General features: G+C 65.1%; 23 protein-coding genes. 3 read left to right on the top strand and 20 right to left on the bottom strand.

Annotated elements, in window-relative coordinates:
* Window positions 1-348: 348 nt before the first annotated feature.
* The 12 genes from rpmE to rpsB all read right to left on the bottom strand — a co-directional run bounded on the left by rpmE (window position 349) and on the right by rpsB (window position 12,109).
* On the bottom strand, window positions 349-579 hold the full coding sequence (gene rpmE, locus U1737_RS20105) for a 50S ribosomal protein L31 (protein ID WP_055880673.1): 231 nt from the start codon (window positions 577-579) through the stop codon (window positions 349-351).
* 101 nt (window positions 580-680) lie between these two features.
* The gene (gene fabZ, locus U1737_RS20100; RefSeq protein ID WP_332798027.1) at window positions 681-1,130 is read right to left on the bottom strand and encodes a 3-hydroxyacyl-ACP dehydratase FabZ; all 450 of its coding nucleotides are present in this window, start codon (window positions 1,128-1,130) and stop codon (window positions 681-683) included.
* A 45-nt stretch (window positions 1,131-1,175) separates the two neighbouring features.
* A complete protein-coding gene (locus U1737_RS20095; protein WP_332798022.1) occupies window positions 1,176-1,838 on the bottom strand; it encodes an OmpH family outer membrane protein in 663 nt (220 codons plus the stop codon).
* A complete protein-coding gene (gene bamA, locus U1737_RS20090) occupies window positions 1,838-4,612 on the bottom strand; it encodes an outer membrane protein assembly factor BamA (protein ID WP_332798026.1) in 2,775 nt (924 codons plus the stop codon). The genes U1737_RS20095 and bamA overlap by 1 nt, the downstream gene beginning before the upstream one ends.
* 53 nt (window positions 4,613-4,665) lie before the next feature.
* A complete protein-coding gene (gene rseP / locus U1737_RS20085; protein WP_332798021.1) occupies window positions 4,666-5,799 on the bottom strand; it encodes an RIP metalloprotease RseP in 1,134 nt (377 codons plus the stop codon).
* Window positions 5,796-6,953 (bottom strand): 1-deoxy-D-xylulose-5-phosphate reductoisomerase, encoded by a 1,158-nt coding sequence (locus U1737_RS20080; RefSeq protein ID WP_332798020.1) that lies wholly within the window; start codon window positions 6,951-6,953, stop codon window positions 5,796-5,798. Before U1737_RS20080 ends, rseP begins: the two co-directional genes overlap by 4 nt.
* Window positions 6,950-7,705, bottom strand: a complete 756-nt coding sequence (locus tag U1737_RS20075; RefSeq protein WP_248525208.1) for a phosphatidate cytidylyltransferase — start codon at window positions 7,703-7,705, stop codon at window positions 6,950-6,952. Before U1737_RS20075 ends, U1737_RS20080 begins: the two co-directional genes overlap by 4 nt.
* A 65-nt stretch (window positions 7,706-7,770) precedes the next feature.
* Window positions 7,771-8,538, bottom strand: coding sequence for an isoprenyl transferase (locus U1737_RS20070; protein WP_349238518.1), 768 nt, complete (start codon window positions 8,536-8,538; stop codon window positions 7,771-7,773).
* Entirely contained in the window at window positions 8,535-9,092 is a 558-nt protein-coding gene (gene frr, locus U1737_RS20065) for a ribosome recycling factor (protein ID WP_132738138.1), read from the bottom strand. The genes U1737_RS20070 and frr overlap by 4 nt, the downstream gene beginning before the upstream one ends.
* 1 nt (window position 9,093) lies before the next feature.
* Window positions 9,094-9,822, bottom strand: coding sequence for a UMP kinase (pyrH, locus tag U1737_RS20060; RefSeq protein WP_107954783.1), 729 nt, complete (start codon window positions 9,820-9,822; stop codon window positions 9,094-9,096).
* A gap of 410 nt (window positions 9,823-10,232) precedes the next feature.
* Complete coding sequence (tsf, locus tag U1737_RS20055; protein ID WP_248525207.1) at window positions 10,233-11,165, bottom strand: translation elongation factor Ts; 933 nt, start codon at window positions 11,163-11,165, stop codon at window positions 10,233-10,235.
* Between the two features lie 89 nt (window positions 11,166-11,254).
* The gene (gene rpsB / locus U1737_RS20050; protein WP_248525206.1) at window positions 11,255-12,109 is read right to left on the bottom strand and encodes a 30S ribosomal protein S2; all 855 of its coding nucleotides are present in this window, start codon (window positions 12,107-12,109) and stop codon (window positions 11,255-11,257) included.
* Between the two features lie 325 nt (window positions 12,110-12,434).
* Between rpsB and U1737_RS20045 the strand changes: the two genes are divergently transcribed.
* Window positions 12,435-12,668, top strand: a complete 234-nt coding sequence (locus U1737_RS20045; protein WP_332798019.1) for a hypothetical protein — start codon at window positions 12,435-12,437, stop codon at window positions 12,666-12,668.
* Here the strand turns inward: U1737_RS20045 and U1737_RS20040 are convergent.
* Together U1737_RS20040 and U1737_RS20035 are read right to left on the bottom strand one after the other, a co-directional pair.
* Window positions 12,607-13,458: a CDP-alcohol phosphatidyltransferase family protein gene (locus U1737_RS20040; RefSeq protein ID WP_332798018.1), complete on the bottom strand. Its 852-nt coding sequence runs from the start codon at window positions 13,456-13,458 to the stop codon at window positions 12,607-12,609. The two genes, U1737_RS20045 and U1737_RS20040, sit on opposite strands and share 62 nt — an antisense overlap.
* Complete coding sequence (locus U1737_RS20035; RefSeq protein ID WP_248525203.1) at window positions 13,455-14,183, bottom strand: phosphatidylserine decarboxylase; 729 nt, start codon at window positions 14,181-14,183, stop codon at window positions 13,455-13,457. The genes U1737_RS20040 and U1737_RS20035 overlap by 4 nt, the downstream gene beginning before the upstream one ends.
* A 164-nt stretch (window positions 14,184-14,347) precedes the next feature.
* On the opposite strand from U1737_RS20035, the gene U1737_RS20030 reads away from it, so the two are divergent.
* A complete protein-coding gene (locus tag U1737_RS20030; protein ID WP_332798017.1) occupies window positions 14,348-15,568 on the top strand; it encodes an NADP-dependent isocitrate dehydrogenase in 1,221 nt (406 codons plus the stop codon).
* A 238-nt stretch (window positions 15,569-15,806) separates the two neighbouring features.
* The gene (locus tag U1737_RS20025; protein WP_332798016.1) at window positions 15,807-17,585 is read left to right on the top strand and encodes a cation:proton antiporter domain-containing protein; all 1,779 of its coding nucleotides are present in this window, start codon (window positions 15,807-15,809) and stop codon (window positions 17,583-17,585) included.
* Between the two features lie 105 nt (window positions 17,586-17,690).
* Here the strand turns inward: U1737_RS20025 and rutA are convergent, their stop codons facing one another.
* The 6 genes from rutA to dnaE all read right to left on the bottom strand — a co-directional run bounded on the left by rutA (window position 17,691) and on the right by dnaE (window position 26,173).
* Entirely contained in the window at window positions 17,691-18,761 is a 1,071-nt protein-coding gene (gene rutA / locus U1737_RS20020) for a pyrimidine utilization protein A (RefSeq protein ID WP_332798015.1), read from the bottom strand.
* Between the two features lie 9 nt (window positions 18,762-18,770).
* Window positions 18,771-19,559: a pyrimidine utilization protein D gene (gene rutD / locus U1737_RS20015; protein ID WP_332798014.1), complete on the bottom strand. Its 789-nt coding sequence runs from the start codon at window positions 19,557-19,559 to the stop codon at window positions 18,771-18,773.
* Complete coding sequence (locus tag U1737_RS20010) at window positions 19,559-19,942, bottom strand: Rid family hydrolase (RefSeq protein ID WP_332798013.1); 384 nt, start codon at window positions 19,940-19,942, stop codon at window positions 19,559-19,561. The genes rutD and U1737_RS20010 overlap by 1 nt, the downstream gene beginning before the upstream one ends.
* Window positions 19,943-20,042: 100 nt before the next feature.
* A complete protein-coding gene (gene rutB / locus U1737_RS20005; RefSeq protein WP_332798012.1) occupies window positions 20,043-20,771 on the bottom strand; it encodes a pyrimidine utilization protein B in 729 nt (242 codons plus the stop codon).
* A gap of 347 nt (window positions 20,772-21,118) precedes the next feature.
* Window positions 21,119-22,711 carry a long-chain fatty acid--CoA ligase gene (locus tag U1737_RS20000; RefSeq protein WP_332798011.1) on the bottom strand — a complete coding sequence of 531 codons (1,593 nt, stop codon included), beginning with the start codon at window positions 22,709-22,711 and terminating at the stop codon, window positions 21,119-21,121.
* An 18-nt stretch (window positions 22,712-22,729) separates the two neighbouring features.
* Window positions 22,730-26,173, bottom strand: coding sequence for a DNA polymerase III subunit alpha (dnaE, locus tag U1737_RS19995; protein ID WP_443027166.1), 3,444 nt, complete (start codon window positions 26,171-26,173; stop codon window positions 22,730-22,732).
* Window positions 26,174-26,304: the final 131 nt, after the last annotated feature.

The following is a 26,304-nucleotide window of genomic DNA, read 5'->3' as shown; positions in this document are numbered from 1 at the left end:
GTCAAATGCTTTTTTACAGTTTGAGGTCAGTTTTTCGGTTTCCAGACCAAAAGCGCCCTCCCGGCCTCCTAGCGGGGGTGGAGGCGCGCAAGCGCAATCCCGGCAAGGTTTTGCGCTTTCAGCGCCGTGCGACAGCAGGAACAAGGCGCCCCCCAGAAAAGTCACCCGGTCGCCGGCCCCGAATGGTCCCAGCTCCGGCCAGCTTCCCAAGCCGCTGGCTGCGGCTACGTGGTCCGAAAACGAGCAAAGCCGGCGCACGCTTGGTAGCGGCGCCGGCTTAAATGCCCTCGAATGGGATCCACTAGGTGCCCTGCCCGAAGTTTCGGGTCGGGCCTGGTCGATACCGGATTACTTGCGGAGCGTAAGGCCACCACCGAAACGCTTGTTGAAGCGCGCGACCTGGCCGCCGGTGTCGAGCATCGTGCCGCGGCCGCCGGTCCATGCCGGATGCGCGAGCGGATCGATCTCGAGCGTCATCACATCGCCTTCCTTACCCCAGGTGGTGCGGGTCTGGTACTTGCTGCCATCCGTCATCTGGACGGTGATCATGTGATAATCGGGGTGCGTGTCGGCCTTCATGGCAATTCTCCGGTAGGTGGCTGGTTCCGACCAGCCTGAAAGGAAGGCGCGCCCGTACACGGACACGCCCGATTTTACAAGAATGCGTGCTTCGAAGCGATTCAGGCCTTGGGCGGGTCGGCGATCATCGCCGTGAAGTTCGCCTCCGCCACCAGTTGTCCGTCAACCAGAGCGCGGCCGGCGAACTTGCAGACCGAACCCCGCTTCTGGACGAAATTCACCTCGAGTTTCAGCAAAACGCCCGGCTCGACCGGCTTGCGGAACTTCGCCCCGTCGATCGCCATGAAATAGACGAGCTTGCCCGAACCCGCGAGCCCCAGCGACTCGACCGCGAGAATCCCCGCGGCCTGTGCCATCGCCTCGACGATCAGCACGCCCGGCATGATCGGGCGCCCAGGGAAATGTCCCTGGAAGAACTGCTCGTTCATCGACACCGCCTTGATCGCGGTGATCGACGTGTCGAGGATCAGATCCTCGACACGATCGACCAGCAGCATCGGATAGCGATGCGGCAACGCGGCCATGACGCGCCCGATATCGAGCGAGCCCATGCCTTTTCCAGCAGTATCGGTCACGGTCTCGGTCATCGATGTGACTTAGCGACCCTGCGGGGTGCGCGTCGCGGCAGGCGCACGCGCGGCTGCGGCGGGTGCGGCACCCTGCTGCTGCTGGCCAGCCTGGTTCGGCTGCCAGTTCGCCGGTACGGCCGTGCTGACCGACGGCACCAGGCGATCGAGCTCGGTAGTGATCGCAGCAGTGATGTCGGCGGTCGGCTGAGCGAACAGCGCAGCCTCGGGACGCAGCAACAGGCTGACGTTCTTCGCGCGAACGGCCGCCGTCACGGCGTCGCTGAGCTTCGCCTGGATCTGCTCGATCGCATATTGCTGCGCGCGCTGGGCAGGCTGCGTCAGGCGAGCGAGTTCCTGGTTGGCCGCGGCCTCACGTGTCTGGATCGCCTGAGCCTGCGGGCGCAGCGTGGCTTCGGTCGCACCGGGCGCGCGCTGGGCGGTCTGGAACGCGGTGACCAGCGGCTGCAACTCGCGCGCGACGGCCTGGCGACGGGTCTCGGCCTGGTCGAGCTGGGCCTTGTAGGTCGTCTCGATCTGGCCACGCGCAGCGTTCCAGGCCTTCGAGTTGGCGATCGCGCCCTGCGCATCGGCGACGGCGATACCCGAAACCTGCGCATCGGCAGCGGTCGTGGTGATGGCAGCCGGCGCGACGAGCGCTGCGGCGAGGAGAAGCGTCTTGAACGTCGTCATCAGAACTGTGTCCCTACGTTGAAAGTAATGAGCTTGGGGTCGTCACCCTTCTGGGTGAGCAAGGCCTTGGCGAGATCGATACGGAGCGGGCCGAACGGCGAGTTCCAGTTGACGCCGACACCAATCGACAGACGCGGCTTGGCCGAGTTGCCGAGGAAGCTTTCGACGAAGGGCGTCTGTTCGGTCTGCGCGCGTGGATTGGCCATCGTACCGATGCACGACGTACCCGCCGAGTCGGGCGAACCTCTCTCGCACGTCGTGTTCGCCGTCACCGGCGCGCCGGACGTGTCGGTGGTCGTATAGGTATAGAGAGGCGCACCCAGGGAGTTCACCGCGGGCGTAAAGTTGGACTTCACATAGTCCTTGCCCGTGGTCGGATCGGTGACCGTCTCGAATGTCGCGGTCGGCAACGGCCTAGCGATGCCGAACAGGCTGCCCACCTGCGCGTAGATCGACGGCCGCAAGCCGAGCTCGCGCGCGCCCGAGCCCAACGGAATCTCGATTTCCGCACGCGCCAGGTAATAAGCGCGCCCACCCAGCGCATCGTCCTGGATCGAGTTGCGATCGGTCGCGAGAACCTGGGTCGGGGTGCCGTTGCTGTAGGCCGCGCGAAGAATGCGCGGTCCGACGCCGCGGATATCGAAGCCGCGGAACTGCGGTTCGCCGAGATAGAAACGATCGGTGATCCGGACCGCGTCCGATCCCTCCCTGCGCGCCTTTTCAAGCGGATGGATATAGCCGCCCTCGGCGATGATCGAGCCGATGAACCCGCTGCCGAGATTCTGGTACTTCGACCCTTCGAAACGCGTTCGGATATACTTCACGTCGCCACCGAGACCCGCAAAGTCCTGGCTGAACGAGAAGCGCGAACCGGCCGTCGGGCGCAAGCGGCTGTTGAGATTGTCGCGGCTGAGCGAATAGCCGACCGAGGACGTCCAGCGATTGCCGATCGCGTCGCACAGATAGCGTCCCGCCACGAGCAGGTTGCACGAGCCGTCGGCGTTCAGGAACTGGTTGTCGAGACCAACCTCGTCGTAGGACAGGCCATAGCGGCCCGACAGCGACCAGAATTCGGTCAGCGGCACGCCGGTACGAAGCTGGAAGCCGGTCGAAACCTGCGAATAATTGGTCTGCCGATCGTTGCCGACAAAATTGAACGAATTGTAATCACGGCGGAAGATGTCGCCACCCAGCGCAATGTTCTTGTCGAACAGATAGGGCTCGGTGAAGCCCAGCTCGATCGACTTCGAGTAGCTCGAATAGTTCACGCCGGCGCGCAGTTCCTGGCCCTTGCCGCGGAAGTTGCGCTGCGTGATGTTCGCCTGGATGATGAAGCGCTCGAGGCTGGAATAGCCTGCCGACAACTGAAGCTCGCCGGTCGACTTCTCTTCGAGGTTGGTCTCGAGGATTACGCGGTCGGGCGCCGAGCCCGGCAGCTGCTTGATCTCCATCTTGTCGGCGAAATAGCCGAGCGAGTTGATGCGATCCTGCGACCGCTTGACCTGGAAACTGTTGAACGCGTCGCCCTCGGCGAGCCGGATCTCGCGCCGCACGACCTTGTCCTGGGTCTGCGTGTTGCCGTTGATCTCGACACGCTCGACATAGGTCCGCTTGGCTTCGGCGATGTTGAAATTAATCCCCATCGTCAGCGTCTCGGCGTCCTTCTGGAACTCCGGATTCACTTCGGTGAAGGCATAGCCGAACAGACCCGCGGTCTGGCTAAGATTGTCGACCGAGTCTTCGACCAGCTTCGCGTTGTACCAGTCACCCTTCTTGAGCGGCAGCGTGGCTGCGAGCTTGCTGTTGTCGAAGTCGCGGATCTGGCTGTCGACGGTGACGTCGCCGAACTTGTAGCGCTTACCTTCCTCCACCACGTACGTGATGATGAAGTCCTTCTTGTCCGGCGTCAGCTCGGCGACGGCGGAGGTCACGCGGAAATCGGCATAGCCCTGCGTCAGGTAGAACTGGCGGAGCTTCTGCTGATCGTACGAGAGACGATCCTGATCGTAGCTGGTCGCCGACGAGAGCAGGCGGAACAAGCGTGCCTGTTTGGTTGCCATCTGGCCGCGGATCTGGTCGTCGGAGAACACCTCGTTGCCGAGGATGTTGATCTGACGAACCTTCGATTTCGGCCCCTCGCTGACGACGAACACCACATCGACGCGGTTCTGGTCGAGATTGACCATCTTCGGATCGATGACGGCGCCGAAGCGGCCCTGGCGGCGATACAGCTCGATGATCCGGCCGATGTCCTGGCGGACCGCGGTACGCGTGAAGATCTGGCGCGGCGCGAGCCTGATCTCTTTCGTGATCTTGTCGCTCTTCAGCGCCTTGTTGCCCTCGATGATCACGCGGTTGATGATCGGGTTCTCGCGAACCCGGAGCACGATGTTGCCATTCTCGACACCCGCGATCGAGTAGTCCGCGAACAGGTCGCTCGCCTGCAGGTCCTTCAACGCCTGATCGAGCGTCTCGGCGGTGTACGGAATGCCGACGCGCAGCTTGGTGTAGGACAACACCGTCTCGGGCTCGATCCGCTGCGATCCCTCGACGCGCAAAGTCTTTATGGTGCGCACGGATACCGGTGCGGCGACGGGCGTTACACCAACTACAGGCGCAGCGGTCGTCGGCGTCTGCCGGCCCGAAGACGGGCTGGGAGTCGCGGAACCGGCAGGCACGGTCTGTGCCAGCGCGGGAACGCCCGACAGGATCGTTCCTGCAAGCAGCAGGGCGCCCTTGCGCGCGAAATCGTAACCGTTGATCGCTGTCACCAAACCCACCTTAAAAACGTGCACATACAAGGCGCGCCCGCCCTGCCCTATCGTGGTCAGCCGATCAAGCCGGCCAGATTCTTCCACAGCCCGAAATTGCCGAGATCGTTGAAGGTCACCAGCAGCATCAGCGCGAGGATCGCCGCGAGGCCGCCGCGAAACGCCCATTCCTGCACCTGCGGCTCGACCGGGCGCCTGCGCACCGCTTCGATCGCATAGAAGAACAGGTGACCGCCATCCAGCATCGGCACTGGCAGCAGGTTGATGAACCCCAGATTGATCGAAACCAGGGCGATAAGGAACACATAGGCGTCGAGCCCGAGCGACATCTGCTCGCCCGACACCTTGGCGATGCTGAGCGGTCCGCCGAGTTCCTTCACGGAGCGGCGCCCGGTGATGACCTGCCCCAGCGTCTCGACCATCATCGACACGATCTGGCCGGTGCGCTTCACCGCGACGACCGGTGCTTCGATCAGGCTGACGGGAACGATGACCGGCTTCGAACCGGCGATGCCGAGGCGGCCGATCCGATACTCGTTGCCGAAGCGATCGCGCTGCAATTCGGTGCCGATCACGAGGTCGCGCGACACCGTCTGGCCGCCACGCACCGCGTCGATCCGCGTGCTCTCGCCGGCGCGGATGCGGGCGAAGCGGGCGAGATCGTCGAACGTCTCGACCGAACGGCCGCCGATCGCGGTGATCCGGTCGCCGACCTGCAATCCGGCTGCAGCCGCGGCACTGCCGGGCACCGTGCCACCGACGACCGGCGGCATGCGGATGTCGCCATATGCGAACGCGAAACCGGCAAGGATAAGGATCGCGACGACGAAATTGACGACCGGTCCCGCGGCGACGACGATCGCACGCTGCCATACCGGCTTCGACTGGAAGGTGCGCTGGCGGTCTTCGGCGGGCAGCGATAGCCATTCGGCGGAGGGCTGGCTTGCCGGGTTCATGTCGCCGGCGAACTTCACATAGCCGCCGAGCGGGAGCCAGCCGAACTTCCAGCGGGTCCCGCGCTTGTCGGTAAAGCCTGCGATCTCGCGACCGAAGCCTACCGCGAAGGCATCCGCCTTGATCCCGAAAAAGCGCCCGGCGAGGTAATGGCCCATTTCGTGCACGAACACGAGCGGTCCGATCACCAGGACGAACGACAATATCGTCAGCAGGATACCGGGTGTTTCGATCAAACCGCGCAATCCTTCACACGCTTGCCCGCCAAGATCCGCGCCTCGGCGTCGATCGCCAGCACGGCATCGACGCTGTCCGGTGCGGCCGGGTTATAGCGCATTAGCGTATCCTCTACGATTGCGGCAATTTCGAGGAAACAAATGCGACGCTTGAGGAAGGCCTCGACCGCGAACTCGTTCGCGGCGTTGAGAATCGCCGGCCGCGCCCCGCCTGCGTCCAATGCCTCGCGTGCGAGTCGCAGCGCCGGAAAGCGCACCGGATCGGGCGCCTCGAACTCGAGTCGGCCGATTCCGACCAGATCGAGCGGGGCCATCGGCGTCGCCATCCGGTCCGGCCAGGCGAGCGTATGCGCGATCGGCGTCCGCATGTCGGGCGGACCAAGTTGCGCCAATACCGACCCATCGACATAATCGACCAGGCTGTGAACCACCGATTGCGGATGGATGACGATCTCGATCCGGTCATGCGGGATCGGAAACAGCCGCGCGGCCTCGATCAGTTCGAGGCCCTTGTTCATGCATGTTGCCGAATCGACCGAGATCTTCGCGCCCATCGACCAGTTGGGATGCTTGACCGCCTGTTCGAGCGTGACGCCGCGCATCTGCTCGGTCGTCCAGTCGCGGAACGGCCCGCCGCTGCACGTCAGGATGATGCGGCGGACGCCCTCGGGGCGGCTCGCGTCGAAGCACTGGAAGATCGCGTTATGCTCGGAATCGGCGGGCAACAGCGTCGCGCCGGTCCGCTTGGCCGCGGCAAGGATGACGTCGCCGGCAGAAACCAGCGGCTCCTTGTTGGCGATCACGACGGTGCCGCCCTGCTCGATCGCCGCCATCACCGGCTTGAGCCCCGCACACCCGACGATCGCGCCCATCGTCCAGTCCGCACCCGATGACGCCGCCTCGGCGATAGCCTCGGCACCACCACCGGCACGAATCCCCGTGCCGGCCAGCGCTTCACGAAGTTCGGGCAGGCAGCCCTCGTCCGCGACGACGGCAAACTCCGCCTTGGTCCGGATCGCAGCCGCGGCGAGCTTTGTCACGTCGCAATTGGCGGTCAGCGCGACGACGCGGAAGCGGTCGGGCTCACGCTCGATCAGGTCGAGCGTCGAGGTACCGACCGAGCCGGTCGCCCCCAAAATCGTGACGCTCTTCATGCGTAGAAATGCGGCAGCAGGACGAGGAACGCCGCGACCGGCGCGACCGGGACCAGGCCGTCGAGGCGATCCATGACGCCACCATGCCCGGGCAGGATGTTGCCGCTGTCCTTCACGCCTGCCACCCTCTTCAACCAACTCTCGTAAAGATCGCCCATCTGCGCGAGCACGGCGAGCACCGGGGTCGCCAGTGTCATCCGCATCGGCAGGCCGTATTGCGTGTGCAGCACCGCCGCGACCGCGCTCGCCAGCACGACGCCGCCGATCAGCCCCGACCATGTCTTGTTCGGACTGATCACCGGTGCGAGCTTGGGCCCGCCCAGCGTCCGCCCGGTGAAGAACGCGCCGATATCGCAGGCCCACACCAGCGATAGCGCCCACAGCGTGTAAAGGATGCCCTCGTCCTGCCGCCGGATAATCATCAGCGCGAGTACGGGGAGACCGCAATAGACGATACCGAGCGCCAGCTTGGGTTTGCGCGTCGTGATGACGACGAAGAACGCCGCGCCCGCGAGCAGCCCGAGCGTGAAGAAATCGTGGATCACCAGGATCAAAGACGCCGGCGCCATCAGCGCGAGCGGGACCGACAGCGCGAACTGCGTCATCCGCTTGGTCTTGGCGTCGGCGCCCTGGAGCATCGACCATTCGGCCATCATGAACAGCGCCGCGACCACGCCCAGCAGCCAGAACGCGATCCCGCCGAGCGTCAGCGCGATGCTGGCGACGACGATCATGCCGACGCTGGCGATCATCCGGAGCTTGAGATTGGACGGAGTTCGAAGCGCCTGATCGGGTGCTTTTTCAGGGTCGGTAAGATTCACAGGCCACCGTAGCGGCGCTGGCGTTGGCCGAATGCCGCGACCGCCTCAGCAAGCGCTGCCGCATCAAAGTCGGGCCATAGCGTGTCGACGAACAGGAGCTCGGCATAGGCCGCCTGCCACAACAGGAAGTTTGACAGGCGTTGCTCGCCCGAGGTGCGGATCATCAGGTCGAGCGGCGGCAGATCGTGCGTGTCGAGTTCGGCCTCGATCGTGCCGACCTCGATGCTGGCAGGATCAAGCGTACCGTCACGGGCGCGTTCGGCAAGGCGGCGTGCCGCGCCCACCAACTCGGCATGCGCGCCGTAGTTGAGCGCGATCGCGAGAATCGGACCGGTATTGCTCGCGGTCCGCGCGATCGCGTCGTCGACCATCGCCACCAGATCGGGCGAAAAGCTGTGATAGTCGCCGATCACGCGCAGCCGGACGTTCTCGCGCGCGAGTTCGTCGAGGTCGCTGCGGATGAAATGCCGCAGCAGCCCCATCAGGTCGCTGACCTCTTCGGCCGGACGCCGCCAGTTCTCGGACGAAAACGCATACAGCGTCAGCGCCTCGATCCCCATCGCCCGCGCCGCGCGCGTTACCTTGCGCACCGCCTCGACGCCGGCCTTGTGCCCGGCGAAGCGCGGCAGGAACCGCTTCTTCGCCCAGCGGCCATTGCCGTCCATGATGATCGCAACATGACGCGGCACCGCCCCGCCCGAGGGGACGGCGACGAGCGGCGCGGCGGAAGTAGCCCCCGCCGAAGCGGCGCCGAACGCCCTCACTTGCCCAGGATTTCCTTTTCCTTGGCGGTCGCGGTCGCATCGAGCTCGGCGATGATGCTGTCGGTCAGCTTCTGGACTTCGGTCTCGTGACGCTTGCGCTCGTCCTCGCCGAATACGCCCTTCTTCTCGTCGACCTTCAGCGAATCCATCCCGTCGCGGCGGACGTTCCGCACCGCGATGCGCGCCTTTTCGGCGTACTGGCCGGAAAGCTTGGCGAGCTCCTTGCGGCGCTCTTCGGTCAGATCCGGGATCGGCAGGCGCAGCGTCTGGCCGTCGACGATCGGGTTGAGGCCGAGACCGGCCGAGCGGATCGCCTTGTCGGTCGGACCGACGTTCGACTTGTCCCAGACCTGCACCGACAGCATGCGCGGCTCGGGCGCCGACACGGTCGCAACCTGGTTCAGCGGCATCGACGAGCCGTACACCGTCACCATCACCGGATCGAGCAACGCGGTCGAGGCGCGGCCCGTACGCAGGCCGGCGAGATCGCTCTTCAGCGCTTCGACGGCACCCGCCATGCGGCGTTCGAGGTCGGTCTTGTCGTATGCAGCCATCTTAAAGCTCCTGCTCGTTCTGGACGATCGTCGACACGCCATCACCCGCCAGCACCGCGGCGAGATTGCCGGGCTCGCGGATGTTGAAGACGACGATCGGGATGTTGTTGTCGCGGCACAGCGCGATCGCGCTCGCGTCCATGACCTTGAGGTCGTCCGACAGCACGCGGCTGTACGTGACCGTTTCGTAGCGCACTGCGTCGGGGTGCGTCTTCGGGTCGGCGTTGTACACGCCGTCGACCGAAGTGCCCTTGAACAGCGCATCGCACTTCATCTCGGCAGCACGCAGCGCGGCGCCCGAATCGGTGGTGAAATAAGGGCTACCAACGCCTGCCGCGAAGATCACGACGCGGCCCTTTTCGAGGTGACGCTCGGCGCGGCGGCGGATGAACGGCTCGCAGACCGACGCCATCGGGATCGCCGACTGGACGCGCGTGTCGACGCCGATCTGCTCCAGCGCATTCTGCACGGCCAGCGCGTTCATGACGGTCGCGAGCATGCCCATATAATCGCCGGTCGCCCGGTCCATACCGCGTGCCGCACCGGCCATGCCGCGGAAGATGTTGCCACCACCGACGACGATACAGATCTCATAGCCCTTGGCCTTGATGTCGGCGATTTCCTGCGCGACGCGGGCGGTGACGGTCGGATCGATCGACAGGCCCGACGGTCCCATCAGGACTTCGCCCGACAGTTTCAGCAGGATACGTTTGTAGCGCGGAGGCGTCATAAATCTCGAATTGTGATTGGCGGGGCGGCGCGGACCTTAGGCGGCGAGGCCCGAGATGTGAAGCGCTGCGCGGCGCGTGCATCGAAACTGGGTGGAGACGGGACGGAAAATTCTTGTTCGCGAAGGCGCGCAACGGAGAATTACCGTCATTCCCGCGGAGGCGGGAACCCATACTGGCTAGCGTCCTAATAGATTACCGGCCCCGGAGTATATGGATCCCCGCCTGCGCGGGGATGACGGAGCAGCACCAAGGCTGCCCCGCGATCCCGCTCCCCTCGGGGAGAAGGTGGCCCGGCAGGGCCGGATGAGGGGGCGTGAGGTTCGAGACCCGACCACTCCCCTCACCCTTCCCACGGCCAAGTGGCCGCGGGCCCCTTCCCTCTCCCCGGAGGGAGAAGGAAAAGGATGGCTTACGCCTGTGGCACACCCGAAGCAGCAGCAACCTCGGCTGCAAAGTCGGACTGCTCCTTCTCGATGCCTTCGCCGAGCTGGAAGCGGACATAGTCCACCAGCTTGATCTCGGCGCCCGCATCCTTGCCGGCCTTGGCGACGACGTCGGAGATCTTGGTCTTGCCGTCCATCACGAACAGCTGGCTGACCAGAGCATGCTCCTTCCGGTACTTGGCGATGCCGCCCTCGACCATCTTGGCGATGATGTCGGCGGGCTTGCCCGACTCGGCGGCCTTCTCGGTCGCGATCGCGCGCTCGCGCTCGATCTCGGACTCGTCGAGGTCGGCTTCGTTCAGCGCCTTCGGGAACGCCGCTGCGATATGCATCGCGAGCTGCTTGCCGAGCGCCTGGAGAACCTCGTCCGAAGCCTCCGACTCGAGCGCGACGAGAACGCCGATCTTGCCGAGGCCGGGTGCCGCCTGGTTGTGGATGTACGGAACGACCGCACCCTTGCTGACTTCCAGCGTGCGCGAGCGGCGCAGCGACTGGTTCTCGCCGATCGTCGCGACGTTGTTCGTCAGGACTTCCTCGACGGTCTTGCCCGATGGCATCGCCTGCGACTTCAGCGACTCGATGTCGCCGCCCGTTGCGAGCGCGATCTGCGTGACGTCACGGACGAACGACTGGAACTGGTCGTTCTTGGCGACGAAATCGGTCTCCGAATTGACTTCGACCGCTGCGCCCCTGGTACCCGACACGGCGACGCCGACCAGGCCCTCGGCCGCGGTGCGGCTGGACTTCTTGGCGGCGGCTGCGAGCCCCTTTGTGCGCAGCCAATCCATTGCCTGCTCCATGTCGCCGGCGTTCTCGCTCAGCGCCTTCTTGCAATCCATCATGCCCGCGCCGCTCTTCTCGCGCAGATCCTTGACCATTGCTGCCGTGATATCGGCCATGATTTTATTCCTTTTTAGGTCTGAATATGGTTGCGGGCGAGGCAGAGCTTTCGCCCTACCCCGCCCGCATGACGGTTCGGCGACGACGCTTATGCGTCGATCTGGCGCTCACCCTCGGCTGCGAATTCTGCAGCGGTATCGGCATTCGCGGTTGCCTGCGCCGTGTCAGCCGTAGCTTCGACGGTCGGCTCTGCGCTCAGTGCCTCTTCCTTCGGCGGCTCGACCATCGCGCCGACATCGGCACCGGTGCGGCGCTGCTGCTCCTGGCCGCCGCGCGTCGCTGCGATCGCGATCGCCTCGCAGTACAGGCGGATGGCGCGGGCTGCGTCGTCGTTCGCGGGAACCGGGAAGGCGATGCCGTCCGGCGACACGTTCGAATCGAGGATCGCGACGACGGGAATACCCAGCGTGTTCGCTTCCTTGATCGCCAGCTCTTCCTTGTTCGCGTCGATCACGAACATCACGTCGGGAATGCCGCCCATGTCGCGGATGCCGCCGAGCGAAAGCTCAAGCTTGTCCTTCTCGCGGGTGAGCTGAAGGACTTCCTTCTTGGTCAGGCCGACGGTGTCGCCCGACAGCATTTCCTCGAGCGTCTTGAGACGCTTGATCGAACCCGAGATGGTCTTCCAGTTGGTGAGCATGCCGCCCAACCAGCGATGGTTGACGAAGTGCTGGCCCGAACGACGCGCAGCGTCCGCGACGGGCTCCTGCGCCTGGCGCTTGGTACCGACGAACAGGACCTTGCCACCACCGGCAACAGCCGACGAGACGAATTCGAGCGCGCGCGCAAACAGCGGCACGGTCTGCGAAAGGTCGAGGATGTGCACGCCGTTACGATCACCGAAGATGTAAGGCTTCATCTTGGGGTTCCACCGATGAGTCTGGTGGCCGAAATGCGCGCCCGTTTCGATGAGCTGCTGCATGGAGACGACTGGAGCCGCCATAGGGATATATCCTTCCGGTTGTGCCTCTGGGAAGCGGATGACGTCGTGGCCGAATGACCGTGACGCACCGGGCTATGATGCCTCCCATGCGGGGTTAGAGGCGCGGCCCTTAGCGTGGCTTTGTGGGAAAGGCAATCGCACGCGGCGCGCTTGACTCGAGGAACGCAATGAGAACATAAAGGGCTCAACGGGGAACAGATGTTCGACTCGGCGCTGATTCGAACCGGTATAGCCGGATTCAAAATGCGACGAACGGAACGAAGTTTCTGACCAAGTGTTTGCGGACATTAAGAATTTGTTCGCAACTCATAGGAAGGCGGACGTAATGTTGGTTCTGAGCTTCATGATTTTTGCTGGTGCATTCGCGGTCGCGAGCATGATGATCGTCTCGTCGATCGCGCCGCAATGGGACCGCATCGTACGGCTTGTCATGGGTAACGTCGAGCCGGCGTTCCAGCCGCTCCGGACGCTGGCCGTGGCGGAGCGCCGGATCGCTGTCAGGCGCTGGGCGTCGACGACGGCTCCGGTACCCGCCCGCCGCTGGAACGCTGCCGCCTGATCTTGGCGTAGCTCACGATGCTGAACGGCATCGAAAGCAGGTACAGCACGCAGATGATGCTGAGCGTATGCCAAGGTGCGCTCACGATCGCGGCGCCGAGCAACACGACGAGCGCGATGGCCTCGAACCGGATGTTGCTGCGGAGCTTGACCGAACTCCACGAATAAGTGGCGATACTCGACACCATCAGGAGCGCGACGAACGCGACCCACGGCGCAACGAAATAGGGCGACGCGAACTTCGGCTCGTCGGTCCAGAACCAGAAGAACATTGGCATGAGTGCCAAGCCGGCGCCGGCAGGAGCTGGAACACCGGTGAGGAAACCGGCCGATTTGTGCGGCTGGTGACTCTCGTCGATCTTGGCGTTGAAGCGCGCGAGACGCAGTGCGCAGAACACCGCGAAGATCAGCGAGCAGATCCAGCCAACGCGCGGTAGCGCGGCCAGCGACCAGAGATAAACGATCAGTGCGGGCGCGACACCGAACGAGATCGCGTCGGACAGCGAGTCGAGCTCGGCGCCGAAACGGCTCTCGCCGTGCAACATGCGGGCGATCCGGCCGTCGAGGCCGTCGAGCACGCCCGCGACCATGATCATCGCGACGGCGCTTTGCCACTCGCCGCCGATCGCAAATCGCACGCCGCTCAGGCCTGAGCACAATGCCAGTGCGGTTACGGCATTGGGTGCGACCGCGCGCAGCGGAAGGCCGCGCGGCGCCCGGCGGGTGCGACCGAACTTTCCGCGACCGCGTGAGTCGGTCGAACCGTGATCGATCTCGTCGCGACCGATCATTGCGCGACACCACCGACCGGAACACCACCGACGCGACCAAGGACGGTCTCGCCTGCAATGCTGCGCTGGCCGAGGCAGACCTGCGGTACGACATGATCGGGCAGGTACACGTCGACGCGGCTGCCAAACCGGATCAGCCCGATGCGCTGGCCGGCCGCGACCATGTCGCCGGCCTTCACGAAGCCCAGGATACGCCGTGCCACCAGGCCGGCTATCTGCGTAAAGCCGACCCGCATGCCATGACGGTCCTCGACCACGAAATGCTGGCGCTCGTTCTCGTCGCTCGCCTTGTCCAGGTCGGCGTTAAGGAACTTGCCCGAGATATAAACGACTTGGCGGATAGTCCCGGCGATCGGCGTGCGATTGATATGCACGTCGAACACCGACATGAAGATCGAGATGCGGACCAGCGGCGCGTCGCCGAGACCGTTCTCACCGGCCAGCTCACGCGGGATGGGAACGCGCTGGATCATCGTGATCAGGCCATCGGCGGGGGCGACGATCAGCCCTTCTCCCTGCGGTGTCGTGCGGATCGGATCGCGGAAGAACGTCGCGACCCATATCACAACGCCGACCATCGGCCAGAACAGCACGTGGCTAACGATCGTCAGCAGCAGCGTGATGCCGGTCGCGATCGCGACGTATTTGTGGCCTTCCGGATGGACTGCGGGAAATCGCCATTTGACCGTGGAGGTCGTGACGGGCGGCTTGTCGAGCGATGCCATAACCCGCGGGTCTATCCGTGCCTGACGCGCGATACAACGATGAACCGGCTTTTCCTTACAGCGCCAACGGTTGCGCAATGCTCACCGGGCCGCTGCCGGGTGGTTGATCGCCGCGGCGTGCTCCCCTAGACGCTCCCCAAACCCCTCCCCCGAAGGACCCGGATATGGCGAAGATCAAGGTAAAGAATCCGATCGTGGAGATCGACGGCGACGAGATGACCCGGATCATCTGGGAATGGATCCGCGAACGCCTGATCAAGCCCTATCTCGATATCCAGCTTGATTACTACGATCTCGGCGTCGAGCACCGCGATGCGACCGACGACCAGGTCACGATCGACAGCGCGCTCGCCACGCAGAAGCACGGCGTCGCGGTGAAGTGCGCGACGATCACGCCCGACGAACAGCGCGTGACCGAGTTCGGTCTGAAGAAGATGTGGAAGTCGCCGAACGGCACGATCCGCAACATTCTCGGCGGCACGATCTTCCGCGAGCCGATCGTGATCAAGAACGTCCCCCGCCTGATCCCGGGCTGGACGCATCCGATCGTCGTCGGCCGTCATGCATTCGGCGATCAGTACCGCGCGACCGACTATCTGGTCCCCGGCCCCGGCAAGCTGCGCCTCGTCTTCGAAGGCGACGACGGCACGGTCATCGACCGCGAGGTGTTCCAGTTCCCGTCGGCCGGCGTCGCGATGGCGATGTACAACCTCGACGACTCGATCCGCGATTTCGCACGCGCGTCGATGCACTACGGCCTCAACCTGAAGTGGCCGGTGTACCTGTCGACCAAGAACACGATCCTCAAGGCCTATGATGGCCGCTTCAAGGATCTGTTCGCCGAGGTGTTCGAGGCCGAGTTCAAGGACAAGTTCAAGGAAGCGGGCATCGTCTACGAGCATCGCCTGATCGACGACATGGTCGCATCGGCGTTGAAGTGGAACGGCGAGTTCGTCTGGGCCTGCAAGAACTATGACGGCGACGTCCAGTCGGACCAGGTCGCACAGGGCTTCGGGTCGCTCGGCCTGATGACCTCGATCCTGCTGACCCCGGACGGCAAGACGGTGGAGGCCGAGGCGGCGCACGGCACCGTCACGCGTCACTTCCGCATGCACGAGCAGGGCAAGGCGACCTCGACCAACCCGATCGCGTCGATCTTCGCGTGGACCGGTGGCCTGAAGTATCGCGGCAAGTTCGACGACACGCCCGACGTGACGAAGTTCGCCGAGACCCTCGAGCGCGTCTGCGTGAAGACGGTCGAAGACGGCCACATGACCAAGGATCTCGCGATCCTGATCGGTCCGGACCAGCCCTGGATGACGACCGAGCAGTTCTTCGAGCAGGTCCGGTCGAACCTTGAGACCGAGATGGCCAACTGGGCCTGATCTGACGCCCCGCTTCCGGAAACGGGAGCGGGGCTTTCTGCTTCCCGTCATCCTGACGAAAGTCAGGACCCAGGATTACAGACGCTGACGTTTTTGGCTCTGGGTCCTGACTTTCGTCAGGATGACGCGCGGCCGCGGCGACGTGGCGAACCACACCCATCCGTCGTAGACGTCTTACCGGCCGCCGAAACGACACCACGGGTGACAAATCCGTCATGCGTCCCCTAAGGTCGATCGCATGGCATTACGGCTCGACAATCAAGGTTTCAGCGACGCGCTCGTCATTCTCGGCGCGGCCGGGCTTGTCATTCCCGCGTTCGCGCGGTTCCGGGTAAGCCCGGTCATCGGCTTTATCCTGGTCGGCCTGCTGGTCGGCCCCGCCGGATTGGGCTCGCTCACCGGTTCCGTGCCGTGGCTGTATTATCTCACCATCTCGAACCCGGAATCGATCGAGCCGTTCGCCGAGTTCGGGATCATCCTGCTGCTGTTCTCGATCGGCCTCGAACTCTCCTTCAAGCGCCTGTGGTCGATGAAACGGCTGGTGTTCGGCACCGGCGCGGCCGAGTTGATCGGGTCGGCGCTGATCATCGGCGTCGCGCTCCACTTCATCGGCCAAGAATGGGCCGGCGCGATAGGGCTCGGGTTTGCGCTGGCTTTGTCGTCCACTGCACTCGTCCTCCCACTGGTGGGCACCACCGGCGCGGTCGGCCGAGGTGCCTTTGCAATGCTGTTGTTCGAGGATCTGGCGCTGGTGCCAATCATCTTCGTGCTCGGTGCGCTGGCACCCACCGCGAGCGCGGACGGCTGGTCGAACATCGCCGGCGTCGCACTGCGCGGCGGGCTGACCGTAGTCGCGATGTATATTGGCGGGCGGGTCGTATTACCCCGGCTGTTCGGACAGGCGGCGCGGACCAAGAGCCCGGAGCTGTTCCTCGCCGCATCGCTGCTGGTCGTCATCGTCGCCAGCGTCGCGACCACCGCCGCCGGGCTGTCGCCGATCGTCGGCGCGTTGCTGGCGGGGCTGCTGATCGCGGAAACCGAATATCACAGCGAGGTCGAGGTCATCACCGCGCCATTCAAGGGCCTCGCCCTCGGCGTGTTCCTGATCACCGTCGGCATGAGCCTCGACCTCCGGCTGATCGCGCAGAACTGGCCATCGCTGCTGCTTGCGGTGACCGGCGTGGTCGTGACCAAGGCCGTCGTCACGTTCCTGTTCCTCCGCGTCGCCAATTCCCGCCGAGGTGTTGCGGCGGAGACCGGACTCCTGATGGGGAGCCCGTCCGAGACGACGCTGATCGTGCTTGCGACGGCCGCACAGGCGCAGCTGATCCTGCCGTCGACCGCGTCGTTCTGGCAGACGGTCACCGCGATCGGCCTGACGATTACGCCGTTGCTGGCGAAGCTCGGCCGCACCGTGTCGCGGCAATTGGAGAGCCGCTCGGTCGCGGACGCTGGCGACGTCGAGATCGACGACGACGGACCCGGGACGGTCGTCATCGGCTTTGGTCGGGTCGGCCGGATGGTAGCCGACATGCTCGCCGTCCACGGGCAGAAGTACGTCGCGGTGGAAGCTGATATCGACTCGGTCGAAGCCGCTCGTGCGCAGGGCCATCCGGTGCTGTTCGGCGACGTGGCGCGCCCGGAACTGGTCGATCGGCTGAAGCTGCACACCGCCAAGGCGTTGATCCTGACGATGGACGATCCCGTGCTGACCGTGCGGCTGGCGCGGCGGGTGCGGGCCTTGGCACCCGACCTGCCGATCGTGGCGCGCGCTCGGGATACGGCGCATGCGGCGGAACTGTACCGGGCTGGCGTGACCGACGCGGTACCGGAGACGCTGGAGAGTTCGCTACAGCTGGCGGAGGCGGTGCTGGTCGATCTCGGGGTGGCGATGGGCCCGGTGATCGCGTCGATCCACGAGAAGCGGGATGAGCTTCGGCAGGAGATCAAGGCGGCGGCGGACATGATCGCGGAGCCGCGGATCCGTAGGGCGAAGCGGACGCCTCGGGTAGCGTGATCCTCCCCGTCTCGTAACAAGACTGTTCTCCCGCGAAGGCGGGAGTCCAGTCTGGGTCCCCGCCTTTGCGGGGAAACAGGCTTTTTTGCTGGTCCTCGACGCTGCCTAGACCTCCAAGTTCTCGCGGCTTTTCATCAGTGGCTGGATGCGGGTGCCGAATGCCTCCACGCCCTCGAGAAAATCGTCGAAGGTCAGCAACACGCCGCCGGTGTTGGGGACCGCGGCCATCTCGTCGAGCATGCGCGCGACGCTTTCGTACGAGCCTACCAATGTCCCCATATTGATGTTCACCGCACCTTCGGGGGCGGCGAGTTGGCGGACGTTGGTGTCCTTGTTGTGCGTGTCCTTCGCGCCCTGGTCCATCAGCCAGGTGATCGCGTCGACGTCGACGCCGGCGTTGTAGTGCTGCCATTTCGCCATCGCCTCTTCGTCGGTTTCGGCGGCGATGATCATGATCAGGACGAAGATCTGCACGTCGCGGCCCGTCTTCGCGGTCGCAACGGCTAGGCGTTCGTTGTTGAACGCAAAGGCGGTCGGGGTATTGACGCCCTTGCCAAGGCAGAAGGCATAGTCCGCCCATTTGGCCGAGAACGCCAAGCCGTCGTCGGACGATCCAGCGCAGATGATCTTCATGTCGCCGGTCGGCTTGGGCCAGACGCGGCAGTCGGTCATCTGGTAATAGTCGCCCTTGAAATCGGATGTCCCCTCCTCCCACAGCTCGCGGAGGATATGGGCGTATTCGTCGAGCATCGTGTACCGGTTGCGGAAATGCTCGTCGCCGGGCCACATACCCATCTGCGTGTATTCGGGCGGCTGCCAACCGGTGATGAGGTTGAGGCCGAACCGCCCGTGGCTGATCGAATCGATCGTGTTGCACATCCGCGCGGCGTAGGCGGGCGGGACGAGCAGCGTGGCGCAGGTCGCGTAGATCTTGATCTTCTCGGTGACGGCGGCGAGCCCGGCCATCAGCGTGAAGCTTTCCAGCCCGTAATCCCAGAACTCGGTCTTGCCGCCGAACCCGCGCAGCTTGATCATCGACAGCAGGAAGTCGAGGCCGTGCTTCTCCGCCGCCTGCGCGATCGCCTTGTTGAGGTCGAAGCTCGGTTTGTACTGCGGCGCGTTTTCGCTGATCAGCCAGCCATTATTGTTGATGGGAACGAAGACGCCGACCTGCATATGCCGCTCCTATTCGCCGTCGAGCCAGTCGAGCAGCCACAAGTTGAAATGCTCCGCACGCGTCACGTTGCAGGCGTGTGCGCCCGCCGCCATCCGGGCAAACTGCGCGCCGGGGATGCCCGCGGCAAGCTTTTCGGACGCGGACGGCGGCACGAGCATGTCGTCGTCGGAGGCTACCAGCAGCGTCGGCACGCGGATCTCGTCGAGCCGGCCGGCGATGTTGAACCGGCGGACCGCGGCCACGCGCCGTTGGATCATCTCCGCGCCGGGGAAATGCGCGAGCATGTCCTCCTCCTCGTCCTGGAGCCGGTCGTGGTGGTCGGAGATCCATTGCGGCGGGTAGAGGAACAGCGGTTGGGCGTGGAGATACGCGCGGGGGCCGCTGTCGCTCAGCAACGCGAGGCGCGTGTCGAAGCAGCGCGCGGTGTGCGGGTCGAGCTTGGCCCAGCCGTTGATGACGACGAGGCGGTCGAGCCGTTCGGGCGCGGACAGCGCGAGCGCGAGGCCGATATGGCCGCCGAGCGCGTGGCCTATGAAGGTGCACCGATCGAGGCCGATTGCGTCCATGAGCGCTACGACGTCGGCGGCCATCGCCTCGACGGTGAGGTCGCCGGGGATATGGCGGTCGGAGCGGCCGGTGCCGCGGTGGTCGTAGGTTATGACGCGGTGGTGCGTGCCGAGGGCGGCTAGGTTGGGCTGCCAGTAGGTGCCCGATCCGCCGAGGCCACTCGACAAGAGGATCGCGGGGCCGTCGGGCTGGCCGTGTTCCTCCCAGTGGATGCCGCCCGCGATTGCCATCAGGCGAGGTGGGCGATGCTGGCGATCTCGACGAGGCACTCGGGCTTCACGAGGTCGGTCTTGATGCAGTAGCGCGCGGGTTTGGGGCCGGGGAAATACTCGGCGTAGACCGCGTTGAAGGCCGCGTAGTCGGCGAGGTCTTTCAGGAAGATGTGGTTGAAGGCGACATCGGCCAGCGTCGCGCCGGCAGCTTCGAGCGTGGTCTTGATGGTGTCGAGAACGGCCCGCGTTTGGGCGGCGGCGTCGCCGGGGTGGAGGACGATGCCACCCTCGCCGAGCGCCAGCACGCCCGAGACGTAGACCGTGTTGCCGGCTTTCGCAGCGGCGGAATAGGGCGCGATCGGGGTCGGGAACTGGGGTGGGTTGATGGCTTCGAACGGCATCTGAGTTCCTTTTACCTCCGTTCGCCCTGAGCGAAGTCGAAGGGCATGGGTAGTGGCGGTGCTTCGACTTCGCTCAGCACGAACGGATGTGGGTGGTCTCTCACGCTGGGAGTTGCCCGAACGAACCGCAGAAATCGCTTACCGTGCTGACCCAGCCGAAGAACTTCTCGACGTTGTAGACGGTCGCCGCCTGCATCTCGGGCGGACCGAGATGGTGCGTCGCGTCCTCCAGCATCACGCCGAAATATTCGAGGTGGAAGCCGTCGCGCAGCGTGCTCTCGACGCAGACGTTGGTGGCGATGCCGACGAAGACAATGTTGCGGATGCCGCGCGACCGCAGGACGCTGTCGAGCTGTGAGTTGAAGAACGCGCTGTAGCGGGTTTTATGGACGCGGATGTCGCCGGGTTGCGGCTTCAACGCATCGACGATCTCGTAGTCCCAGCCGCCGCGGGCCAGGAACTGGCCATGGAGTTCGGGGCGCGCGCGCATGGTCTTGAGCGCGTTGGACTTGTGCCAGTTGGGCGAGCCAGGGCCGCCGGCCTCGATATAGTCCGGGTCCCAGCCGTTCTGGAGGAACACGACGGGCATTTTCGCTGCGCGGGCGGTGTCGAGGACCTTGGCGATCCGGGCGATGGTAGCGGCCGAACCGGCGATGTCGAAGCCGGCCGTGTCGACGTAGCCGTCGGGGGAGGCGTAGGCGTTCTGCATGTCGATCACGACGACCGCGGTTTCGGCGGGGTCGAGGCGGAGCGCTTCCGGCCGGGCGGGCAGCGTGACGGCGTTGGCCTCGTTCGCGCCGGTTCGGATGATCGGAGGGGCCACTGTCATTGTGACAAGCTGCCGGATCGTAAGAATTGTGCAAGTGCGAAATGAATTGGTGTGTTGGGGTAAGGGTCCAGATCTCTTTCGCGGCAGAAACCTTGTTTCCCGGCGAAGGCGGGGATCCAGACTGGGCTCCCGCCTTCGCGGGAGAACAAGGGTGAGTGGCCCGTCGGGCGTTTCACGAGCCGATGGGAAATGCGCTCCGTCGTTGCGTCGCGCGCTTTCTCCCCTCCCTGGAAGGGAGGGGTTGGGGGTGGGTCGGGTTCCGCATGCTCGGACGTTCGGGCTCAGGCGGGCCGACCCACCCCCGGCCCCTCCCTTCCAGGGAGGGGGGAAGTAAGACGAAGGGGACGTCAGGCGGCGGCCAGCGCGAAGTCCTTGAAGCGTTCGCGGAGGGCCGTCTTCAGCAGTTTGCCCGTCGCGGTGTGGGGGAGGTCTTCGACGAAGACGATCGCGTCGGGGAGCCACCATTTGGCGACGTGTTGCGACAGGTGCTCGCGGATCGCGGCCTGACTCACGTCGCTGCCAGGCTTGCGGACGACGAGCAACAGCGGGCGCTCGTCCCACTTGGGATGATGCACGCCGATCGCCGCCGCCTCCGCGACGCCCGGGCAACCGACTGCGGCGTTCTCCAGGTCGACCGAGCTGATCCATTCGCCGCCGGACTTGATGACGTCCTTCGAGCGGTCGGTGATCTGCATCGTGCCGTCGGCGTGGAGCATCGCGACGTCGCCGGTGTCGAACCAGCCTTCCGCGTCGACCGCGTCCTCGTCGGCGCCGAAATAGCGTTGGACGACCCACGGCCCGCGGACCTGCAACCGGCCGGCGATCGAGCCGTCGCGGGGGAGGACCACGCCTTCGTCGTCGATGATGCGAAGTTCGATGCCGAAGGGGACGCTGCCCTGTTTAGTGACGAGATCGAGCCTCTCGTCGTGCGTCATGTCGTCCCAGTGCGGCGGCGCGAAGCCGGCGGTGCCGATCGGCGAGGTCTCGGTCATGCCCCAGAGATGCTTGACGCTGGCCCCCATCGCCATGATTCGGTCGATCATCGCGCGCGGCGCCGCCGAGCCGCCGATCGTAACGAGCTTCAGGTGCGCGGGCGCGTCGCCGGTCGAGTCCATGTGGCCGAACATCGCCAGCCAGACGGTCGGCACGCCGGCGGAATGCGTCACCTTCTCGTCGTTCATCAGGCGGCACAGCACGGCGGGATCGTTGACCGCGGAATAGACGACCTTCGCCCCCGACAGCGCGCAGGCGAACGGCAGGCCCCAGGCGGCGGCGTGGAACATCGGCACGACCGGCAGCACGACTGCGTTGGGGGACAGATCGAACACCCAGGGCGCGACCTCGGCCATTGCGTGGATCATCGTCGAGCGGTGCGTGTAGAGGACGCCCTTCGGATTTCCGGTGGTGCCGCTGGTGTAGCAGAGCATGCAGGGCTCGCGCTCCGGGCCTTCGACCCACTCATACTCGCCATCTTCCGCGTCGAGCATCGCCTGGAAGCCATCGGGACCGAGATCGTCGAAGCAGATGAAGTGGCGGACGCTGGTCCACTGGCCGCGGAGGCGATCGACGAGCGGCTGGAAGGCCTTGTCGTAGAGCATCACGCGGTCTTCGGCGTGGTTGGCGATGTAGACGAGTTGTTCGTCGAACAGGCGCGGGTTGATCGTGTGGATCACGCCGCCCATGCCGATCGTGCCGTACCAGGCGACGAGGTGGTGCGCGTGGTTCATCGCCAGCGTCGCGACCCGGTCGCCGGGCGCTACACCCAGTTTTTCGAGCGCCTGGGCGAGTTTGCGGGCGTCGCGGGAGATGCCGGCCCAGTTCGTCCGCGTCTCGCGGCCGTCGGCCCAGTAGCTGACGAGTTCCCTCGCGCCGTGTTCGCGCGCCGCATGATCAATCAGGCGGGGAACACGAAGCTCGAAATCCTGCATTCCACCCAGCATTCTCGCTCTCCCAAGCTGTTATCCGACCAGAGCGAGCCTCGTTTCCGAGGTCTTCATCTCCACCTTGGCGACACCGTGCAACGACTCGATGTGCTCGACAAGCTCTCCGTCGAGCAGGAAGTCGCGACCGAGCAGGATGCAGACCTCGCCATCGGGGAGTTGCGCGCGGACTCGCACCTCGCCGCGGGCGCCGCGATGCTCGGCGAGCAGCGATGCTAGGCCGGCGAACGCGGTCATGTCGGAGATGGTCACGACCACCTGGAAGCGGGCGAGGTTGGCGAGGCCTTCGAACGGCTGGATGCGCTTGATGCTGACGCGGGGCGTGTCCTCGCCGGGTTTGCGATCGAGCTCGACGGTGATCAGGCCGCAGCCGCCGGCCTTCGCCGCCTCTTCGAGGTCGCGCGAGACCTGTTCGTCGAAGCAGGTCGCCATGAACTGGCCGCTGGCGTCCGAGCATTGCGCCATCATGAAGCGCTTGCCGCGCGCGGAGGTGCGGTAGCGCGCGTCCTCGACCAGCACCGCCATCGTCGCGCCGGCGCGGCTGCCGTCGTCGGGGATGTTGAGCTCGGACAGCGCGGTGTAGGCGCGAGCGCCGTGGCTGTTGGCGATGTGGCGGTGGCGATCGACCGGGTGCGCGGAGAAATAGAAGCCGAACGCCTCCTTTTCCTGGTCCATGCGCTGGCTGAGCGTCCAGCGGACCGAGGGGGGGAGCTTGATCGCGTCGCCGGCGGGCTCGGCGTCACCGAAGAGACCGCCCTGCCCGCTGGTCTTCTGTTCGTGCGTGCGCGCGGCGATCGCTAGGATCGTTTCGGCGGTGGCGTGGATGCCGGCGCGGTTGGGCTCGAACGAGTCGAACGCGCCGGCGGCGGCGAGCGTCTCGAGCTGGCGCTTGTTGAGCAGGCGCGGGTCGACTCGCTTGGCGAGATCGTCGAGGCCGGCGAACGGGCCGTTCTGGACGCGCTCGACGATGAGCTTCTCCATTGCGCCTTCGCCTACCGATTTGAGCGCCCCGAGCGCGTAGCGGACGGCCAATTCGCCATCCTTCTCCTCGACGTCGAACTCGGCCTGGCTCGCGTTGATGCAGGGCGGCAGCGCCGTGATACCCAGGCGGCGCATGTCGTCGGTGAAGATCGCGAGCTTGTCGGTCTGGTGGAGGTCGTAGCACATCGAGGCGGCGAAGAATTTGTGCGGGTGGTGCGCCTTCAGCCACGCGGTCTGGTAGGCGAGCAGCGCGTAGGCGGCGGCGTGGCTCTTGTTGAAACCATAGCCGGCGAACTTGTCGATCAAGTCGAACAGCGCGTTCGCCTCGGCTTTCTTGATGCCGTTGACCGTGAGACAGCCCTCGACGAAGCCCGCGCGCTGCGCGTCCATCTCGGCCTTAACCTTCTTGCCCATCGCGCGGCGCAGCAGATCGGCGCCGCCTAGCGAGAAGCCCGCCAGCACCTGCGCGGCCTGCATGACCTGCTCCTGATAAACGAATATCCCGTAGGTCTCCGACAGGATCGGTTCGAGCAGCGGGTGCGGATAGTCGATCGCCTCGGTGCCGTTTTTGCGGCGGCCGAACGCCGGGATGTTGTCCATCGGGCCCGGTCGATAGAGCGACACGAGCGCGATGATGTCGCCGAAATTGGACGGGCGCACCGCGGACAGCGTGCGGCGCATGCCCTCCGATTCGAGCTGGAACACGCCGACCGTGTCCCCCTTTTGCAGGAGCGCGTAGACGCCGGCATCATCCCATTCGAGCGCGTCGAGATCGACGACGATCCCGCGCTTGGCGAGCAGTTGCACCGCCTTCTGGAGCACCGACAGCGTCTTGAGCCCGAGAAAATCGAACTTCACGAGGCCCGCGCCCTCGACATATTTCATGTCGAACTGCGTAACGGGCATGTCGGAGCGCGGATCGCGGTACAGCGGGACGAGCTGCGCCAAGGGCCGGTCGCCGATCACGACGCCGGCGGCGTGCGTCGACGAGTGGCGCGGCAGGCCTTCCAGCTTCATCGCCAGATCAAGGAGCTTCCGGACGCCGTTGTCGTTGGCGTATTCCTTCGCGAGTTCGCCGACGCCGTTGAGCGCGCGTTCCAGCGTCCAGGGGTCGGTCGGGTGGTTCGGAACCAGCTTGGCGAGACGATCGATCTGGCCGTAGCTCATCTGCAGCACGCGACCGGTGTCCTTGAGCACCGCTCGCGCTTTCAGTTTCCCGAAGGTGATGATCTGCGCGACCTGATCGCGGCCGTATTTCTCCTGGACGTAGCGGATCACCTCGACGCGCCTAGTTTCGCAGAAATCGATGTCGAAATCGGGCATCGACACGCGTTCCGGGTTGAGGAAGCGCTCGAACAGCAGGCCGAGCTTGATCGGGTCCAGGTCCGTGATCGTCAACGACCAGGCGACGACCGAGCCTGCGCCCGAGCCGCGGCCCGGGCCGACCGGAATGTCGTGATCCTTCGCCCATTTGATGAAGTCCGCAACGATCAGGAAATAGCCGGGAAAGCCCATCTGGACGATCACGTCGACCTCGAACGCGAGCCGCTTGCGATACACCTCGCGCCAGCCGTCCTCGCCTTCGCCGTGGAGTTCGGTGATGCGGGCGAGACGCGCTTCGAGACCGGCTTCGGCGTCGTCGCGGAGCAGCTTGGCCTCGCCTTCGATATCGCCGGCGAGGCTGGGGAGGATTGGCTTGCGGTACGGCGCCATCACGGCGCAGCGCTGGGCGACGACGAGCGTGTTGGCGATCGCCTCGGGCAGGTCGGCGAACATCTCGTGCATCATCGGCGCGGGCTTCATCCACGCTTCGGGGCAGCTGCGGATGCGGTCCTCGGTTTCGACATAGGTCGAGTGTGCGATGCAGAGCATGGCGTCGTGCGCGTCGCCGAACGCGCTCTCGGTGAAGCAGCATGGGTTGGTCGCGACGAGCGGTAAATTGCGTTCGTAGGCGATGTCGATGAGGTCGTTCTCGGCGGCCATCTCGGTGGCGTCGTTGCGACGCGAGAGTTCGATGTAGAGGCGGTCGCCGAACAGGCCTTGGAGGCGATCGAGATACGCGCGGGCGCGGTCGGGCTGGCCTTCCGCGAACAGCCGGGCGAGACCGCCCTCGCCGCCTGCCGTCAGTGCAATCAGGCCGTCGGTGTGGCGTTCCAGCGCGGCGAAGTCGACATGCGCGGGCATCTCGATCGGGCGGTCGAGATGCGCCATCGAGACGAGCGCGCAGAGGTTGTCGTAACCCGTCATGTTCTGCGCGTAGAGCGCGATCCAGTCGAACTGCGTCGCGACGCTGTCGGGCATGTCGGGGCGACCGACGCCGAGCATCACACCGATGATCGGCTGCACGCCGTCCTTCTTGGCGGCGTCCGAATAGGCCATCGCCGCGTAGAGCCCGTTGCGATCGGTAAGGGCCGCGGCGGGAAAGCCCAGCGCGCGCGCCTGCTTGGCGATCGCCTTGGGATCGATGGCGCCGTCGAGCATGGTGTAGCAGGAGAAAACGCGGAGGGGGACGTAACCGGAATGCATCGACCAGAGGTAGGCGCTGCGGCGTGATTCGACCAGCCGGGATGAGTCCGATCGGAACCGTGGACACGACGAGCCGTTGCGGCGGG

Origin of the sequence: Sphingomonas fucosidasi (assembly GCF_036663855.1) — a bacterium.
In the GTDB taxonomy this organism is placed as follows: Bacteria; Pseudomonadota; Alphaproteobacteria; order Sphingomonadales; family Sphingomonadaceae; genus Sphingomonas; species Sphingomonas faeni_B.
The sequence above is the reverse complement of the archived record's forward strand: the minus strand, read 5'-3'. Positions and strand labels throughout refer to the sequence as shown.